Genomic DNA, 17,319 nt, shown 5'->3' on the forward strand with positions numbered 1-17,319 from the left:
GCCGACGCCGGGAACAGCGGGAAGATCCTCTCGCGCCTGGGCGGGGCGCCCTCCTTCGGGCGCACTCGAAGCCGGGGAAGAGTACGGACCGGCGCGCCGCGGCGGGCCACCTGGTGCGGCACCATGGCCGTGTACGGGCCCGGGGGAGCTGGAACGGCGCCATGTTGACGTGAGCGCCTGGCGACGCCTCCCCGCCGTCCCGACGTACGTCCCTTTCATCCGCCCCGACGTGCACTCCGGGCGTTCCGGCGCCGTGTTGAGAGGGACGGAGAGGCGCCCCTGTGGAAGGGGCGTGGTCCGGGTTGTCAGTGCGTCGGGCCACAATGGACCGCGTCAGATCCCGTTCATGCCCCGGCAAGACTGTGAAGGAGCCGCAGCAGCGATGGCCCGCCGCAGCACGAAGACTCCGCCCGACGACGCGTACGAGGAGAAGATCCTCGACATCGACGTCGTCGACGAGATGCAGGGCTCCTTCCTGGAGTACGCGTACTCGGTCATCTACTCCCGAGCCCTGCCGGACGCCCGCGACGGCCTCAAGCCGGTGCACCGCCGGATCGTCTACCAGATGAGCGAGATGGGCCTGCGTCCCGACCGCGGCTACGTGAAGTGCGCCCGCGTCGTGGGCGAGGTCATGGGCAAGTTGCACCCGCACGGCGACGCGTCGATCTACGACGCCCTGGTGCGCCTGGCCCAGCCCTTCTCCATGCGCGTGCCGCTGGTCGACGGCCACGGCAACTTCGGCTCCCTGGGCAATGACGACCCGCCGGCCGCCATGCGGTACACGGAGTGCCGGATGGCCGACGCGACCAGCCTGATGACCGAGTCCATCGACGAGAACACGGTGGATTTCGCGCCCAATTACGACGGCCAGGAGCAGGAGCCGGTGGCGCTGCCCGCCGCGTTCCCGAACCTGCTGGTGAACGGCGCGTCGGGCATCGCCGTCGGCATGGCCACGAACATGCCCCCGCACAACCTGGGCGAGGTCATCGCGGCGGCCCGACACCTGATCCGCCACCCGAACGCGGACCTCGACACGCTGATGAAGCACGTGCCGGGCCCCGACCTGCCCACGGGCGGCCGGATCGTCGGCCTCTCCGGGATCAGGGACGCGTACGAGACGGGCCGCGGCACCTTCAGGATCCGCGCCACGGTGTCCGTGGAGAGCGTGACCGCACGGCGCAAGGGCCTGGTCGTCACCGAGCTGCCCTTCAGCGTCGGTCCCGAGAAGGTGATCGCCAAGATCAAGGACCTGGTCGGCTCGAAGAAGCTGCAGGGCATCGCCGACGTCAAGGACCTCACCGACCGCCAGCACGGGCTGCGCCTGGTCATCGAGATCAAGAACGGCTTCGTGCCGGAGGCGGTCCTGGAGCAGCTCTACAAGCTGACGCCGATGGAGGAGAGCTTCGGCATCAACAACGTGGCGCTGGTCGACGGCCAGCCGCTCACGCTGGGCCTGAAGGAGCTCCTGGAGGTCTACCTCGACCACCGCTTCAACGTGGTACGGCGGCGCTCCGAGTTCCGCCGCGGCAAGAGGCGCGACCGGCTCCATCTGGTCGAGGGCCTGCTCACGGCGCTGGTGGACATCGACGAGGTGATCCGTCTGATCCGCTCCAGCGAGAACTCGGCGGAGGCGAAGCAGCGTCTGATGGAGCGCTTCTCGCTGAGCGACGTGCAGACCCAGTACATCCTGGACACGCCGCTGCGCCGGCTGACCAAGTTCGACCGTATCGAGCTGGAGTCGGAGCGGGACAGGCTGAATGCGGAGATCGCGGAGCTGACCCGCATCCTGGAGTCGGACGCGGAGCTGCGCAAGCTGGTGTCGGGCGAACTGGCCGCGGTGGCCAAGAAGTTCGGCACCTCCCGTCGCACGGTGCTCCTTGAGTCCTCCGGCACCCCCGCGCCCACGGTCCCGCTCCAGGTGGAGGACGCCCCGTGCCGCGTCCTGCTCTCCTCGACGGGCCTGCTGGCGCGTACGGTGAACAGCGAGCCCTTCGCGGCGGACGAGGACGGGCGGCGGACCAAGCACGATGTGATCGTCTCCGCCGTCCCGGGGACGGCCCGGGGCGAGGTGGGCGTCGTGACGTCGTCGGGCCGCCTGCTGCGGCTGAACGTCATCGACCTCCCCCAGCTCCCGGAGACGGCGTCGGCGCCGAACCTCTCGGGCGGCGCACCGCTGTCGGAGTTCCTCTCCCTGGAGGACGACGAGACGGTGGTGTGCCTGACGACGCTCGACGAGTCCTCGCCGGGCCTGGCACTCGGCACCGAGCAGGGCGTCGTCAAGCGTGTGGTCCCCGACTACCCGGCCAACAAGGAGGAGTTGGAGGTCATCACGCTCAAGGAGGGCGACCGGATCGTGGGCGCCGTCGAGCTGCGCACGGGCGAGGAGGACCTGGTCTTCATCACGGACGACGCCCAGTTGCTGCGCTATCAGGCCGCGCAGGTCCGACCGCAGGGCCGTCCGGCGGGCGGTATGGCGGGCATCAAGCTCGCCGAGGGCGCGAAGGTCATCTCGTTCACGGCCGTGGACCCGGCGGCGGACGCGATCGTCTTCACCGTGGCGGGCTCGCGGGGCACCCTGGACGACTCGGTCCAGACGACCGCCAAGCTGACCCCGTTCGACCAGTATCCGCGCAAGGGCCGCGCCACCGGCGGTGTGCGCTGCCAGCGGTTCCTGAAGGGCGAGGACTGTCTGTCCCTGGCCTGGGCGGGCCCGACCCCGGCACGTGCCGCCCAGAAGAACGGCACCCCGGTCGAGCTGCCCGAGACCGACCCGCGCCGCGACGGTTCGGGTGTGTCGCTCCAGAAGACGGTGGCGGTCGTCGCGGGACCGGTCTGACCCGCCGGACGGACCGCGCTAAGCGTCGGCGTCGGAGCCCGGCTCGTCGGGGTCCTGGACCTCGTCAAGGCCCTGGACCTCATCAGGATCCTGAACCTCATCGGGGTCCTGTACGTACCGCAGGACGCCCCACATGCTCTGCTCGTCGGCGTGTGGGGCGCCGTCCTCGCAGCCCTGAAGCTCCTTGCCGAGGGTCGTGGTGTCGATGCCGGAACCGATGAGGACGAGCTGTGTGCGGCGGGGCTCGCCGGGCGCCCAGGGCTCGGGATAGAACCGCAGGAACCGTCCCACGGCGTGCACCGCGTACCGGTTGTCCCGGTCGTGGGGACCGAAGTCGACGTACCCCTTGATGCGGTAGAGCCCGTCGGGCCGGCTGTCGAGGAACTCCATCAACCGGCGCGGGCCGAGGGGTACTTCGGAGGCGAAGGCGAGCGACTCATAGGCGGTGTGCAGATGCCCGCAGTGCTCACCGTGCCTGTGCTCGCCGTCCCCCTGGCCCGCACCGCTTCCGTCTGACTCCCCCTCCTCCTGCCGGTGGAGGTCGTCGAAGGACAGTTGCCCGACCCGCTCCTCGCTCGGCCTGCGGTCGAAGAGGAACTCCGGGTCGATGCGGCCGTACGTGGCGGGCACGACGGCGGCACGGTCGCTGAGGGAACGAACGAGCCCCAGAACCCGCTCACGCTCGCCGTCCGCGGCCCGGTCGAGCTTGTTGACGACGACGAGGTCGGCGAGCGAGAGGTGCCGGTCGATCTCGGGGTGCTTCTTTCGGGTCGCGTCGAACTCGGCGGCGTCGACGACCTCGACGAGCCCGCCGTACACGACCCGGGGGTTCTCGCTGGCGAGCACCATGCGCACGAGCTCCTGCGGTTCCGCGAGCCCGCTGGCCTCGATGACGATGACGTCGATCCGGGCGGAGGGGCGGGAGAGCCGCTCAAGGTACAGATCGAGCTCGCTGACGTCGACGGCACAGCACAGGCAGCCGTTGCCGAGGGAGACGGTGGAGTCTCCGAGCGCCCCGGCCACGGCCATCGCGTCGATCTCGATGGCACCGAAGTCGTTCACGATGGCCCCGATACGGCTGCCCCCGCTCCGGTGGAGCAGGTGATTGAGCAACGTGGTCTTGCCCGAGCCGAGGAACCCGGCGAGGACGACGACCGGGATCTGTGACCGCCCCGGCACCAGCATCTGCCGGGGATCCGAACTCGACGACATGTCCGACTGGCCGGCCCCGCTCGACTGCCTCAACGCACGCCCCTTCTCCTGCCACATGAATGTCGCCCCAGGATACGAGCGTGAAGGCGCGCGGCCGCGTCCCTCCTTGTGCCCCCCGTCGCCCCCGTCGCCCCCCGTCCGCCCTCCGGAAGCCACCGAGGGCCAAGTCAGGTTAGGCTCACCTCTGTGAGTACGTGCACGACCGCGTCGCGGAACCTCGACGAGCCCCTCGCGGGGACCTCGACCACCGCGAGGACCTGGCTGCTGCTGGAACAGCCCGGCCCCTGGGGTGCCAAGGCGCTCACCACGAGCCACCTGGACCCGGCCGTCGGCCGCGCCCTGGAAGCCGCCACGGAGAACACCGGTGTGCGCGTCGCGCTCATCCGCCGCCCCGGCCGCCACGCGGACTGCCACGATTCCCGCGAACGCCATGTGTACGCGGCCCACACCGTCCCCGGAAACATGTGGCTGCACAGCACCACGACCACCGACCCGGAGCAGGTACTCGACCTCGACTTCACCGCTCTCGGCATGGGGGACCATCACACGTTCGACGCCGTCCTTCAGGGTCGCCCCCACACAGGCGACCCGCTGGCACTCGTCTGCACCAACGGCAAGCGCGACCGCTGCTGCGCCCTCCTCGGCCGGCCGCTCGCCGCCGAACTGGCCTCCTCCGGTGTGGACGGTGTCTGGGAGGTCACGCACCTGGGCGGTCACCGCTTCTCACCCACACTGCTGGTCCTGCCGTCCGGCTACGCATACGGCCGCGCCGAGGCCCACCACGTCAAGGGCGTCCTCCAGGCCGCGCGGGAGGGCCGCGTCGTCACCGAGGGGTGCCGCGGAAGCTCCGCCTGGGAGCGGCCCGGGCAGGCGGCGGAGCTGGCCGTGCGCACGACGACGGGCGAGGACAGGGCGGGCACCCTCACCGTCGTCACCACGAACGGCGCGGCACCGCACTGGGAGGTGACGGTCGCCCACGCCGACGGCCGCCAGTGGCAGGTGACCGTCGCCCAGAGCGCCTCGCTGCCGCCCCGCCCGGAGAGCTGCGGCTCACCCCTGGGCTCTCCCGCCCGGATGGACGTGGTCTCCGTCCGGGAACTGTCGGCCACACCGCTGGCGAGCTGAACCTGCGTCGAGCCGAGGTGGGGGCCCCTCCGCTCCTTCCGTACCGTGCCAGGAGATCCACACCACACCTCTTCGGCCCGGCTCACCGCGCCACGTACCTTCATGGGTATGAGCCCCACTCCCCCCGCCCGCCGCCTGCGTCTCGGTCTGCCGCGGCGGGTGTTCTCACAGGTGCTGCTGATGCAGGTGGCGATCGCCGCCGGCGTCGCCGTGCTCGTGACCGGGCTGTTCCTCGCGCCGCTCAGCCAGCAACTGGACGACCAGGCGATGCGCCGCGCCCTCGCGATCGCGCAGACCACCGCCGCCCTGCCGCAGCTCGCCGAGGACCTGACGTCGACCAGGGCGTCCGTCGACGGCCCCGTGCAGGCGGAGGCCGAGCGGATCCGCAAGGCCAGCGGAGCCGAGTACGTGGTCGTGATGAACATGGACGGCATCCGCTGGTCCCACCCGGACCCGAAACAGATCGGCAGTGTCGTCTCGACGGATCCACGGCAGGCCCTGGCCGGTCAGGAGATCATGCAGATCGACAACGGCACGCTGGGCCGCTCGGCCCGTGGAAAGGTGCCGCTGCGCGACTCCGCCGGGAAGATCGTCGGCGCGGTCTCGGTCGGCATCGAGTACAACAGCGTGCGGGCCCGGCTGATCCACGCCATCCCGGGGCTCCTCGCCTACGCCGGCGCCGCCCTCGCCATCGGGTCGCTGGTCGCGTACCTGATCTCCCGGAGGGTGCAGCGGCAGACCCGGGACCTGGCCTTCTCGGACATCTCCTCGCTGCTCGTGGAGCGCGAGGCGATGCTGCACGGCATCCGGGAGGGCGTCGTCGCCCTGGACCGGAGCGGCCGCGTCCGCCTGCTCAACGACGAGGCTCAGCGCCTGCTCGGCATCGGTGAGGAGGCCGTCGGCCGCTCCCTCGACGAGGCGCTCGGTGAGGGCCGTACGACCGACGTCCTGGCCGGCCGGGTGACCGGCACCGACCTGCTCACCGTCCGGGGCCAGCGCGTCCTGGTCGCCAACCGGATGCCCACCGACGACGGGGGCGCCGTCGCCACTCTGCGGGACCGTACCGAGGTGGAGCAGCTCGGCCGCGAACTCGACTCCACACGCGGCCTGATCGACGCCCTGCGCGCGCAGGACCACGAGCACGCCAACCGCATGCACACCCTGCTCGGGCTGCTCGAACTGGAGATGTACGACGACGCCGTGGAGTTCGTCGGCGAGGTGGTCGGCGACCACAGGGCGACCGCCGAGCAGGTCACGGAGAAGATCCACGATCCGCTGCTCGCCGCGGTGCTCGTCGGCAAGGCCGCCGTGGCCGCCGAGCGTGGCGTGACCCTCTCGCTGGCCGAGCGGACCCTGCTGCCGGACCGGCTGATCGACCCCAGGGGGCTGGTCACGATGGTGGGGAACCTGGTCGACAACGCCCTCGACGCCGTGGCCGGCACTCCACACGCGCGCGTGGAGGTCGAACTGCGTGCCGAGGGGCGCACGGCGGTCCTCAGGGTGCGCGACACCGGACCGGGCGTTCCGGTGGAACAGCGGGAGCTGGTCTTCGCGGACGGGTGGTCCACCAAGAAGCCGCCCGCCCACGGCAAGCGGGGCATCGGGCTCTCCCTGGTGCGCCGGCTCGCCGAGCGGCAGGGCGGCAGCGCCCGCGTCACGGAGGCGGACGGCGGGGGCGCGGAGTTCGTCGTCGTCCTGCCGGAGGCCCTGGCGGATCCGGGACTGGCGGCTCAGACGCCCGCGCACCCGCTCCTGGTGCCCGGCAGTCGGACCGACTCGGGCGACCCGCTAACGTCGGGCCGCACCGGGGAACGGGATGCCGTGCTGGAGCCCGAGGCCGCCGCAGCCACCGAGGAGGAGTCGTCATGATCGAGGTCCTGGTCGTGGACGACGACATCCGGGTCGCGAAGGTCAACGCCGCCTACGTGGAGAAGGTGCCCGGCTTCCATGTCACGGGTGAGGCGCACAGCGCGGTGGAGGCGCTGCGGCAGCTGGAGACACTGCCCCGGGTGGACCTCGTCCTCATGGACCACTATCTGCCGGACCGAACGGGCCTGGAGGTCGTCCAGGAGATGCGGCGGCGCGGCCTCCAGGCCGATGTGATCATGGTGACGGCGGCCCGCGACGTCTCGACCGTCCAGGCGGCGATGCGGCAGGGGGCCCTGCAGTACCTGGTCAAGCCGTTCGCGTTCGGGGGCCTGCGCACCAAGCTGGAGGCGTACGCGGAGCTCCGCCGCACCCTCGACGGCGGCGGCGAGGCCGAACAGGCCGAGGTGGACCGGATCTTCGGCGCCCTCTCCGCGAGCGGGGCGCCCGACCTCCCCAAGGGGCACTCCGCCACGACCACGGAACTCGTACGCCGCGCCCTGATGTCCGCCGACGGCCCGCTGTCGGCCCAGGAGATCGCCGAACAGACCGGCCTGAGCCGCCAGACCGCCCAGCGTTACCTGAAGCTCCTGGAGCGTACGGGACGGGCCACGCTGAGCCTCAAGTACGGCGAGGCGGGCCGCCCGGAGCACCGTTACGTATGGGCGACCCGCGCCTGAGCATCCCTCGGTCTCCGCGTACGCGGCTGGCGGAGGGTGCGGGGAAGGCGGGGCTTCCCCGCACGCTCCGGCGCGGCGCTACGCGTCGATGCGTGACCGGTCCAACGTCGCCGCCGAACTGGAGATGAACTCCTTGCGCGGGGCGACGTCGTTGCCCATCAGGAGATCGAAGACCTGCTCGGCGGCCTCCAGGTCGGAGAGGTTGATCCGGCGCAGGGTGCGGTGACGCGGGTCCATCGTGGTCTCGGCCAGCTGGTCGGCGTCCATCTCACCGAGGCCCTTGTAGCGCTGGATCGAGTCCTTGTAGCGCTGACCCTTGCTCTGGAACTCCATGAGCTTGTCGCGCAGTTCGCGGTCCGAGTACGTGTACACGTACTTGTCCTGGCCCCTCTTGGGCTGGACCAGCTCGATGCGGTGCAGCGGCGGCACCGCGGCGAAGACCCGGCCCGCCTCGACCATGGGCCGCATGTAGCGGTGGAACAGCGTCAGGAGCAGGGTCCGGATGTGGGAGCCGTCCACGTCGGCGTCGGTCATCATGATGATCTTGCCGTAGCGCGCCGTGTCGATGTCGAAGGTCCGGCCGGAGCCGGCTCCTATGACCTGGATGATCGCACCGCACTCGGCGTTCTTGAGCATGTCCGTCACGGACGACTTCTGGACGTTGAGGATCTTGCCGCGGATCGGCAGCAGCGCCTGGAACTCGGAGTTCCGGGCGAGCTTGGCGGTGCCCAGCGCCGAGTCGCCCTCGACGATGAAGAGTTCGCTGCGCTCCACGTCGTCACTGCGGCAGTCGGCGAGCTTGGCGGGCAGCGAGGAGGACTCCAGAGCGGTCTTCCGGCGCTGCGCGTCCTTGTGCTGGCGGGCCGCGATACGCGTCCGGGCGGCGGCGACCGCCTTCTCCATGACCACCCGGGCCTGGGCGGCCGCGTCGCGCTTGGTGGAGGTCAGGAACGCCTTGAGTTCCTTGGAGACCACGTTGTTCACGATCCGGCGGGCCGCCGACGTGCCGAGGACCTCCTTGGTCTGGCCCTCGAACTGCGGCTCGGCGAGTCGGACGGTGACGACCGCGGTGAGGCCCTCCAGGGCGTCGTCCTTGACGATGTCGTCCTCGGCGACGCGCAGCAGCTTCTTGGCGCGCAGCACCTCGTTCATCGTCTCTTTGACGGCCTGCTCGAAACCGGCCACGTGGGTGCCGCCCTTGGGGGTGGCGATGATGTTGACGAACGACCTGAGGGTCGCGTCGTAACCGGTCCCCCAGCGCAGCGCGACATCGACGCCGAGTTCGCGGGTGACCTCGGTGGGTGTCATCTGGCCGTGGTCGTCGAGGACGGGAACCGTCTCCTTGAAGGTGCCCTGTCCGGAGAAACGGAGGACGTCGCAGACCGGCTTGTCGGTGGCCAGGTACTCGCAGAACTCGCTGATGCCTCCGTCGAAGCGGAAGGACTCCTCGCCCTTGCTGCCGCCCTCGCCCAGGCCGTACTCGTCGCGAACGACGATGGTCAGGCCGGGCACCAGGAACGCGGTCTGGCGGGCACGCTGGTGCAGCGTCTCCAGGGAGAGCTTGGCGTCCTTGAGGAAGATCTGGCGGTCGGCCCAGTACCGCACACGTGTGCCGGTCCGCGTCTTGGGGATCTTCTTCGCCTTGCGCAGGCCCCCCTTGGCCTCGAACTTGGCGTCCGGTCCCGTCGCCGCGAAGCCGCCGGCCACGCCGCGCCGGAAGCTGATGGCATGGGTGTGGCCACTGCGGTCGACCTCGACGTCCAGTCGCGACGAGAGCGCGTTCACCACGGAGGCGCCCACGCCGTGCAGGCCGCCCGAGGCCGCGTAGGAGCCGCCGCCGAACTTGCCTCCCGCGTGCAGCTTGGTCATGACGACCTCGACTCCGGAGAGGCCCGTCTTGGGCTCCACGTCCACGGGGATGCCGCGGCCGTTGTCCCGCACCTCCACGGAGGCGTCGTCGTGGAGGATCACCTCGATGTGGTCGCAGTAGCCCCCGAGGGCCTCGTCCACCGAGTTGTCGATGATCTCCCACAGGCAGTGCATCAGACCGCGGCTGTCGGTCGACCCGATGTACATGCCCGGGCGCTTGCGTACGGCTTCAAGCCCTTCGAGGACGAGCAGGTGCCGCGCGGTGTAGTTGGAACCATCCCGGTCTGCTCCGGTCAGCAGCGCTGTGGACGGCACGGACGTCTCGGCGGTCACGCGGTTCGCTCCTCGCTGAATTTCAGATGGGGTCCTTTGGGGTAAGGACGCGGCTTCGGTCGCCGTTCAGAGGGTACCGAGGCCTGGTAGAGCCGATGTAACGCCACCCTCGTCTGAACTCAGACTAGTCCAGACTCGTACGAGCGTTCGATCCCTCGATGGAGTGAAGTACATATCACGTTCCCTTCGAGGCATGAACCATTTAGGCTCCGGGCACGTCCTCATGAACAACCGGCAACCCAGCCGGGAGGACAGGACAACCGACAGACAGCGCGAAATCCGTACGACACGAAGACACGCACTACGGCTCATTCGCCGCCAACCGGCAGCAGACAGCCGGCCCGGAAAGATTTTTCGAGGAAAAGCCGCGAGCGGGAACGTTTTCGGCCTGGTTGGATGTTGACCCTGGTACGACAGCTCGTCGAGCTAGAGAAGAGGCGACGTGACTACTGTTCTGACCCCCGCGAGCCCGCTGACGGCCGCTGACCGATGCGACCGTTGCGGCGCACAGGCCTACCTGCGCGTCGTTCTGCTGAGCGGTGGCGAACTACTCTTCTGCGCTCACCACGGTCGCAAGTTCGAGCCGGAGCTCAAGAAGATCGCCGCTGAGATACAGGACGAGACGGAGCGGCTGACGTCCGCTCCGGCAAGCGCCGGCGATGAGGAACGCTGACACCTCGCATCCACGACGAGCCAGCGCCGGCGGCAGGCCGGCGACACGGGCGGCCACCCCGCTCACAAGGGGTGGCCGCCCCTACGCGTACCCTCAGCGCCCCCAGCCCAGCGTCCGGAGGATCTCCGAGACCCGGGTGTAGACCCCGGGATTCCCCCGCAGACCGCACCCGGTCCCCCATGACACCAGCCCGATGAGCTTGCCCTGGGCGACCAGCGGGCCGCCGCTGTCGCCCTGGCAGGCGTCGCGTCCGCCCGCGAGTTCCCCGGCACACACCATGGAGCCGGCCCTGTACGTTCCGTCCCTGCTCCCTGAGTACGCCTCCTCGCAGACCGCGTCGGGCAGCACTTTCACGCGTGCGGCACGCAGGCTGCGGGCGTAGTCGCCGGCGCCTGTGGTGTCCCCCCAGCCGTAGACCACGGCGCCCGTGTCCGGCCGGTATGCGGAGTCGCCCGCCGCCGCCATCCGGATGACCGCGCTCTCGGGGAGCGGCGAGGCGAGGGAGAGAACGGCGAAGTCCCCGGCGTTCGTATTGCTGTCATAGTTCGGGTTGACCCAAGCCGCTCGTACGGGGATCTCCTTGCCCTCGGCCGAGAGAAGGTCACCCCGGCCCTCGATCACCTTGAGGTCACGCACCTTTTCCGGCGGCGCCCCCAGCACCGCCCCGCTCAGACAGTGGGCCGCGGTCAGCACAGTCGAGCGGCCCACCGCCACACCGCCGCAAAACTGCCCTGCACGCGTACCCCCGAACCGGTCACGGCTGGACAGCGCCACCGTCCAGGGGCTCTCCGATATCTCGACCGGATAGCCGCCGATGACGACGTCGGCTGCCGCCGGAGTTGCTGGTGATGCCAGGGGTATCGCGCCCACTGCGGCGGCGAGGGCCGATACCCGGGCAACGGATCGTCGCATGCGAACTCCTCACTCTGGGACATTCACTGCACACCCAGGGTGATTCACCGGGCGGCTGCCCGCATGCGCGCACAAGCCGAAGGCCCGGCCTCCACAGTGGAGACCGGGCCTTCACAGGCGTACGAGCGAGGCTCTAGTCCAGGTAGTCGCGCAGCACCTGCGAGCGCGACGGGTGACGCAGCTTCGACATCGTCTTGGACTCGATCTGGCGGATCCGCTCGCGCGTGACGCCGTACACCTTGCCGATCTCGTCGAGGGTCTTCGGCTGACCGTCGGTGAGACCGAAGCGCATGGAGACGACGCCCGCCTCGCGCTCGGACAGAGTGTCGAGGACAGAGTGCAGCTGCTCCTGCAGGAGTGTGAAGCTGACCGCGTCGGCCGGGACGACGGCCTCGGAGTCCTCGATGAGGTCACCGAACTCGCTGTCGCCGTCCTCACCGAGCGGGGTGTGCAGCGAGATCGGCTCGCGGCCGTACTTCTGGACCTCGATGACCTTCTCCGGGGTCATGTCGAGCTCCTTGGCCAGCTCCTCCGGGGTGGGCTCGCGGCCCAGGTCCTGGAGCATCTGGCGCTGAACGCGCGCGAGCTTGTTGATGACCTCGACCATGTGCACCGGGATACGGATGGTGCGGGCCTGGTCGGCCATGGCGCGGGTGATCGCCTGACGGATCCACCAGGTGGCGTACGTGGAGAACTTGTAGCCCTTGGTGTAGTCGAACTTCTCGACCGCACGGATCAGACCGAGGTTGCCCTCCTGGATGAGGTCCAGGAAGAGCATGCCGCGGCCGGTGTACCGCTTGGCCAGGGAGACCACCAGACGGAGGTTGGCCTCCAGGAGGTGGTTCTTGGCGCGGCGGCCGTCCTCGGCGATGATCTCCAGCTCGCGCTTGAGCTTGGGGGCGAGCTTGTCGGCGCCTGCCAGCTTGTCCTCGGCGAACAGACCGGCCTCGATGCGCTTGGCGAGCTCGACCTCCTGCTCGGCGTTGAGCAGCGGGACCTTGCCGATCTGCTTGAGGTAGTCCTTGACCGGGTCGGCGGTGGCGCCGGCCGCGGCGACCTGCTGCGCGGGCGCGTCGTCCTCGTCCTCGTCGGAGAGCACGAAACCGGCGCTCTCGGTGCCCTCGGGCTCGTCGCCGCCCTTGCCGGGTGCCGGGGTCTCCTCAAGCGCCTCGTCGTCGAGAAGCTCGGCGTCGTCCTTCTTGGCGCTGGTCTTCTTGGCCACCGTCTTCTTGACGGCGGTCTTCTTGGCGACGGTTTTCTTGGCGGTCGCCTTCTTGGCGGCGGCCTTCTTCGCGGGCGCGGCGCCCTCGGTGGGATCGTCGGCGGACGGCACGGCCGGAGCGGCGGGGGCGGTGGCCTTCTTCGTGGTCACCGTCTTCGCCGCCACGGTCTTGGTGGCGGTGCGCTTGGCCGGACTCTTCGCTGCGACGCTCTTTCGGGTGCGCTTGGGCTCTGCGGCACTGACCATCAGCGTCACACCCTCTTCCTCAAGGATCTGGTTGAGGCTGCGCAGTACGTTCTTCCACTGAGTGGCCGGAATCTGGTCAGCTTCGAAGGCTCGACGCACGTCGTCGCCGGCGATCTGCCCCTCAGCCTTTCCCCGCTCAATGAGCGCCATGACAGAGACGGACTCGGCGATCTCCGGCGGGAGCGTACGGGATGTGCTGGCCGACACGAACAACCTCTCGGAACGTTGGAAAACGGCTTCCGGCCCCGTCCACTACGGACAGGAACCGACGACCGCCGACTTGGGGATGGGCCGACGGCGCAGGCGGGGGCCGGGAAGTTGCACAGCGCCATGAGCGGCGTCCGTATTCCCTCCTCGGCTGTCACCTCTTAGGTCATCGCGCTGCTCCGAAGAGCGTTACGCCCAATCCGCGTGGCCCGAGTCACACCTCGTAAGCATGCAAATGCATCCAGATGCGGCCAGAGTCAGTCATGGCTGACAGTGACCGACTCCGACCCGGTGGTCCCTCACCTCTCTCCGCCGGACCCCGCCGGTCCTCAGGGGAGCCGGCGGGGTCCGGCGGAGAGACGGGTTCACCGGCCGGGCGGTACCCGGACAGGGCATGCTCCCGCGACCGCGCCGCTGTCGGTGGCCGATCAGTGCTCGCGCGGGGAGGGCACGACGCGTTCCACCTCCGGGTGGACGGTGAGCAGTTGGCGCATGGCCACCTCGGCCGCCGCGCCGTCGCCGGCCGCGAGGGCTTCGACGATCCGGACGTGATGGCCGAGCGAGGCCTCGTTGGGGCGGTCGCAGCCGGTGGCCGGGCCTCCGGAGACCTGGAGGGCGGCGGAGACGATGCCGGACAGGTGCTCCAGCATCCGATTGCCGGCGAGCTGGATGAGCATCGAGTGGAACTCGGCGTCGGCGCGCGCGAAGGTCAGCGAGTCGCCTTGCCCCATGGCATGCCCCATGATCTCGACCATGTCGCCGAGCCGCTGCTGGACCTCCTCGCGTCCGTGCCCGGCGGCCAGACGGGCGGCGAGCGGTTCGATCGTCCAGCGCAGCTCGCTCAGCTCGCGCCGCTGGTCGTCGCGCTGCGGCCCGAAGGCCCGCCACTCGATGATGTCCGGGTCGAGCAGGTTCCAGTCGCTGACGGGACGCACCCGCGTGCCGACGTTGGGGCGGGCACTGACCAGCCCCTTCGCCTCCAGGACGCGGAGCGACTCACGGACGACGGTGCGGGAGACCTCGAATCGCTGGCCGATCTCCTCGGGCACGAGCGGCCGGTCCGCGCCGAGGTCACCGGAGACGATCATCTGACCCAGCTGCTGGACGAGTTGGCCGTGCAGGCCGCGTCCGCGGCTGCCCGCGGCACGTCGGCCCACACGCCCCAGTTCGGGATCGGCGCTCTCCCAGGTGGGGGCGCCGACGCGCTCGGCACCGGGAGTCTCGGCGTAGGAGTAGCGGTCGAGTCCACCCGGTCCGGCCAGGCCGGAGTCTGCGGAGCGGGCGGCGGTCATCATGGTGTGCGCAAGGGTACTCACGCATCCTTTGTCGGCGCCCTCCTCAACTCCCTTGAGGTCTTTGGTGAAAAGCACACGAAAGGGTGATCGCTCACCCCGTCGCAATTGACGCCTTATCGGAAAGAAACGGGCGGCCTTCGAGGAGTTGCGCGCACAGCGGGATCGGGCGGATGCGGACCCTGATCAGGAGAGGCCCTTCTGCCTCATCGGACCCTGCTCCGCAGGGTCGTGAGCAGATACGCGCCGAGCAGCGCGGTCAGCGACAACAGCAGTGCGCCGCCCACGGGTTGGGCGATCATCCGGGCCACCAGGGTCAGCCAGCGCTCCCCGCCGAAGGGCCACCGCATCAGCGGCAGCTCGTGCAGTCGCGCCGAGAAACCGGCCGCCGCCCGCACGGTCATCCCCTCCAGGACCTTGTGCACGAGGGGCACGACGAGGACCGGCACGGCGAGCACCGCGGCCAGTCCCGCGGTGGTGGACCGGAAGATGCCGGCAGCCAGTACCCCGGCCCAGGAGCACCCCACGACGAGGCCGGTCCAACTGGCGCTCAGCGGAAGCCAGTCGGCGGGCACGTCGGCGAGCTCGGGTCCGTAGACGAGGTAGAGCACTTCGAGGTCGCAGCCCACCGTGAGGAAGGCGAGCATCAGCGCGGTGCCCGCGGCGACGAGGAGTTTCGCGGCGAGCAGCCCCAGTCGGCGGGGGACGGTGCCGCGGTCCGCGGCCAGGGCGGGATGGCGGAACTCGTCACCGAAGGCGATCGCGCCGAGAAAGCCCGCTCCCAGCGCGGCGGGCGGCAGCGGCAGCTCCTGCGGCCACGCGGCCAGCAGGCGCGACTGCGGGGCATGGCCGAGGCCCGCGAGGATCACGGAGACGACGGCGGAGGTGATCAGTACGGCGGCCACGGTGAAGAAGCCGGTGTCGACTCCGGTGGCCCTGCGCAGTTCGTAGAGGAGCGGGCGCAGGGGGCTCGGGGCCGGGCGGACGTCGACGGGGGGAGGGAGCGCCGGGAGGCCGTCCGGTTCCAGCGGCCTGGCCGTGTGCGAGGGCGCGGCCTCGCCGTGCTCGTCGTCAGCGGTCGTGCCGGCCTCGCCCGTGACCGCCGCACCGGCCCCGTCGGCGGCGTGTGGCGGCCCCATGTCCCCGATCTCATCGGCGAGTTGATGTACGAGGATGCCGTGCCGGAACGCGGTCTCCCCGACGTCGGCGCAGGTACTGCCGTACACGGAGAGCCGGTTGCCGTCCTCGCGCACGACCTCGACGGAACGCCGCGTGGTCCGGGCTTCCTTGGTGAGCAGGGCGCCCAGGCGGACGGCGTGCGGGCTGCGGACGACGACGCGGGGACGGAGCCGGGTGCGGGCGAAGTGGGCCGCCTCCTGGTCGGCGACGAGCCGTCCCTCCTCCAGCGTGACGACCCGGTCGGCGGTCTGTGCCGCCTCCTTGGGGTCGCGCGTCGTGAACAGCACGGTGCCGCCCTGGAGCGCGTGGGCACGCAGGATCCCGTGCAGCCAGCGGCTTTCACGGACGGACAGCCCGGCGGCGGGATCGTCGAGCACGAGGGTGTGCGGGTCGGCCAGCAGCGCACAGGCCAGTCCCAGACGGCGGTCCATGCCGCGCGAGAGGGTCCCCAGGCGTTCGTCGCGCAGACTGACGAGGCCCACGACGTCGAGGATGTCGTCGGCACGCTGCACGGGCACGCCGGCGGCGGCACACAGCATGCGCAGGTGACCGCGGACCGTGCGCGACGGGTGGCCGGGCACGTCGCCGAGGAGGGCACCCACCTCGCGCGAGGGGTGGGGGATGCGGTGCAGGGGACGGCCCCTGAAGTAGGTGATGCCGCGGCCCTGTTGCAGTGCGAGCATGAGCCGCACCGCCGTCGTCTTGCCCGCGCCCGGTGGGCCGAGGAGCACGGTGACACAGCCGGAGAGAGCCTCGAAGGAGACGTTGTCGACGGCGAGGGGAAGCTCCTTGCGAGGGGTGCTGGTCAGTCCGATGGCCTGGATCACCCACAGCAAGATAGCGCGTTATGTCCGGTTTTCTGTGGTGTCAGACCTCGGGGCGCAGCATCGGCGGGTTGAGGAGCGTGGCACCACCCGCACGGAACAGCTGAGCCGGGCGGCCTCCCTGGCGCGTGGTCGTGCCCCCGGTGGGCACCAGGAAGCCGGGGGTGCCGGTCACCTTGCGATGGAAGTTGCGCGGGTCGAGAGCCACTCCCCACACGGCCTCGTAGACGCGGCGCAGCTCGCCCACGGTGAACTCGGGTGGGCAGAAGGCGGTGGCCAGCGAGGAGTACTCGATCTTGGAGCGTGCCCGCTCGACGCCGTCCGCGAGGATCTGCGCGTGATCGAAGGCGAGTGGCGCCACCGGCTCGCCGTCACGGGCGTAACCGCCCTGCTGCAGCAGCTCCTCGACGGGTGCCCATCGCGCGATGTTGGCGTCGCCTCCCGCCCTGGGTGCGGGCAGGTCGGGAGCGAGTGCGAGGTGGGCGACGCTGACGACCCTCATCCTCGGGTCACGCTTGGGGTCGCCGTACGTCGCGAGCTGCTCCAGATGCGCGCCGTTGTCCTGGGCCGGTGCGCCCGGGTCGTGCGCGCGCAGCCCGGTCTCCTCGGCCAGCTCGCGCGCGGCGGCCTGGGCCAGGTCCTCGTCGGGCCGCACGAACCCGCCGGGAAGCGCCCACCGCCCTTGGAAGGGCTGCTCGCCCCGCCGCACCGCCAGCGCACACAGGGCATGGCGGCGCACGGTCAGCACGACCAGGTCCACGGTGACGGCGAAGGGCGGAAACGCTGACGGGTCGTAGGGCATGCCGCGATCATAGTCGTCTCCCTGACGATAAACACGTCCTT

12 protein-coding genes are annotated in these 17,319 nt (G+C 70.3%); 5 read left to right on the forward strand and 7 right to left on the reverse strand.

Going from position 1 to position 17,319, the window contains the following annotated elements:
- Window positions 1-382 precede the first annotated feature (382 nt).
- The gene (locus IE262_RS27960; RefSeq protein WP_189877582.1) at window positions 383-2,836 is read left to right on the forward strand and encodes a DNA gyrase/topoisomerase IV subunit A; all 2,454 of its coding nucleotides are present in this window, start codon (window positions 383-385) and stop codon (window positions 2,834-2,836) included.
- Between the two features lie 18 nt (window positions 2,837-2,854).
- Here IE262_RS27960 and IE262_RS27965 read toward each other — a convergent pair whose 3' ends face one another.
- Window positions 2,855-4,021, reverse strand: coding sequence for a CobW family GTP-binding protein (locus IE262_RS27965; protein WP_189877699.1), 1,167 nt, complete (start codon window positions 4,019-4,021; stop codon window positions 2,855-2,857).
- Window positions 4,022-4,234: 213 nt separating this feature from the next.
- Between IE262_RS27965 and IE262_RS27970 the strand changes: the two genes are divergently transcribed.
- The 3 genes from IE262_RS27970 to IE262_RS27980 all read left to right on the forward strand — a co-directional run bounded on the left by IE262_RS27970 (window position 4,235) and on the right by IE262_RS27980 (window position 7,719).
- Window positions 4,235-5,173, forward strand: a complete 939-nt coding sequence (locus IE262_RS27970) for a ferredoxin family protein (protein WP_189877585.1) — start codon at window positions 4,235-4,237, stop codon at window positions 5,171-5,173.
- Between the two features lie 108 nt (window positions 5,174-5,281).
- Entirely contained in the window at window positions 5,282-7,042 is a 1,761-nt protein-coding gene (locus IE262_RS27975) for an ATP-binding protein (protein ID WP_189877586.1), read from the forward strand.
- Window positions 7,039-7,719 (forward strand): response regulator, encoded by a 681-nt coding sequence (locus IE262_RS27980; protein WP_189877588.1) that lies wholly within the window; start codon window positions 7,039-7,041, stop codon window positions 7,717-7,719. The genes IE262_RS27975 and IE262_RS27980 overlap by 4 nt, the downstream gene beginning before the upstream one ends.
- Before the next feature lie 78 nt (window positions 7,720-7,797).
- Here IE262_RS27980 and IE262_RS27985 read toward each other — a convergent pair whose 3' ends face one another.
- The gene (locus IE262_RS27985; protein ID WP_134040553.1) at window positions 7,798-9,921 is read right to left on the reverse strand and encodes a DNA gyrase/topoisomerase IV subunit B; all 2,124 of its coding nucleotides are present in this window, start codon (window positions 9,919-9,921) and stop codon (window positions 7,798-7,800) included.
- Between the two features lie 442 nt (window positions 9,922-10,363).
- Here IE262_RS27985 and IE262_RS27990 point away from each other — a divergent pair, with 442 nt between their 5' ends.
- Window positions 10,364-10,594 carry a DUF7455 domain-containing protein gene (locus tag IE262_RS27990; RefSeq protein ID WP_134040552.1) on the forward strand — a complete coding sequence of 77 codons (231 nt, stop codon included), beginning with the start codon at window positions 10,364-10,366 and terminating at the stop codon, window positions 10,592-10,594.
- A 93-nt stretch (window positions 10,595-10,687) separates the two neighbouring features.
- On the opposite strand, the gene IE262_RS27995 is transcribed toward IE262_RS27990, so the two are convergent.
- The 5 genes from IE262_RS27995 to IE262_RS28020 all read right to left on the reverse strand — a co-directional run bounded on the left by IE262_RS27995 (window position 10,688) and on the right by IE262_RS28020 (window position 17,278).
- The gene (locus IE262_RS27995; protein WP_134040551.1) at window positions 10,688-11,506 is read right to left on the reverse strand and encodes a S1 family peptidase; all 819 of its coding nucleotides are present in this window, start codon (window positions 11,504-11,506) and stop codon (window positions 10,688-10,690) included.
- Window positions 11,507-11,639: 133 nt separating this feature from the next.
- The gene (locus IE262_RS28000) at window positions 11,640-13,181 is read right to left on the reverse strand and encodes an RNA polymerase sigma factor (protein ID WP_134040550.1); all 1,542 of its coding nucleotides are present in this window, start codon (window positions 13,179-13,181) and stop codon (window positions 11,640-11,642) included.
- Between the two features lie 428 nt (window positions 13,182-13,609).
- On the reverse strand, window positions 13,610-14,497 hold the full coding sequence (locus IE262_RS28010; RefSeq protein WP_189877592.1) for a FadR/GntR family transcriptional regulator: 888 nt from the start codon (window positions 14,495-14,497) through the stop codon (window positions 13,610-13,612).
- 182 nt (window positions 14,498-14,679) lie between these two features.
- Entirely contained in the window at window positions 14,680-16,479 is a 1,800-nt protein-coding gene (locus tag IE262_RS28015) for an ABC transporter ATP-binding protein (RefSeq protein WP_189877594.1), read from the reverse strand.
- Window positions 16,480-16,519: 40 nt separating this feature from the next.
- The gene (locus IE262_RS28020) at window positions 16,520-17,278 is read right to left on the reverse strand and encodes an NUDIX hydrolase (protein ID WP_189877596.1); all 759 of its coding nucleotides are present in this window, start codon (window positions 17,276-17,278) and stop codon (window positions 16,520-16,522) included.
- Window positions 17,279-17,319: the final 41 nt, after the last annotated feature.

The sequence above is a fragment of the Streptomyces bluensis genome, from assembly GCF_014650715.1.
Lineage (GTDB): Bacteria > Actinomycetota > Actinomycetes > Streptomycetales > Streptomycetaceae > Streptomyces > Streptomyces bluensis.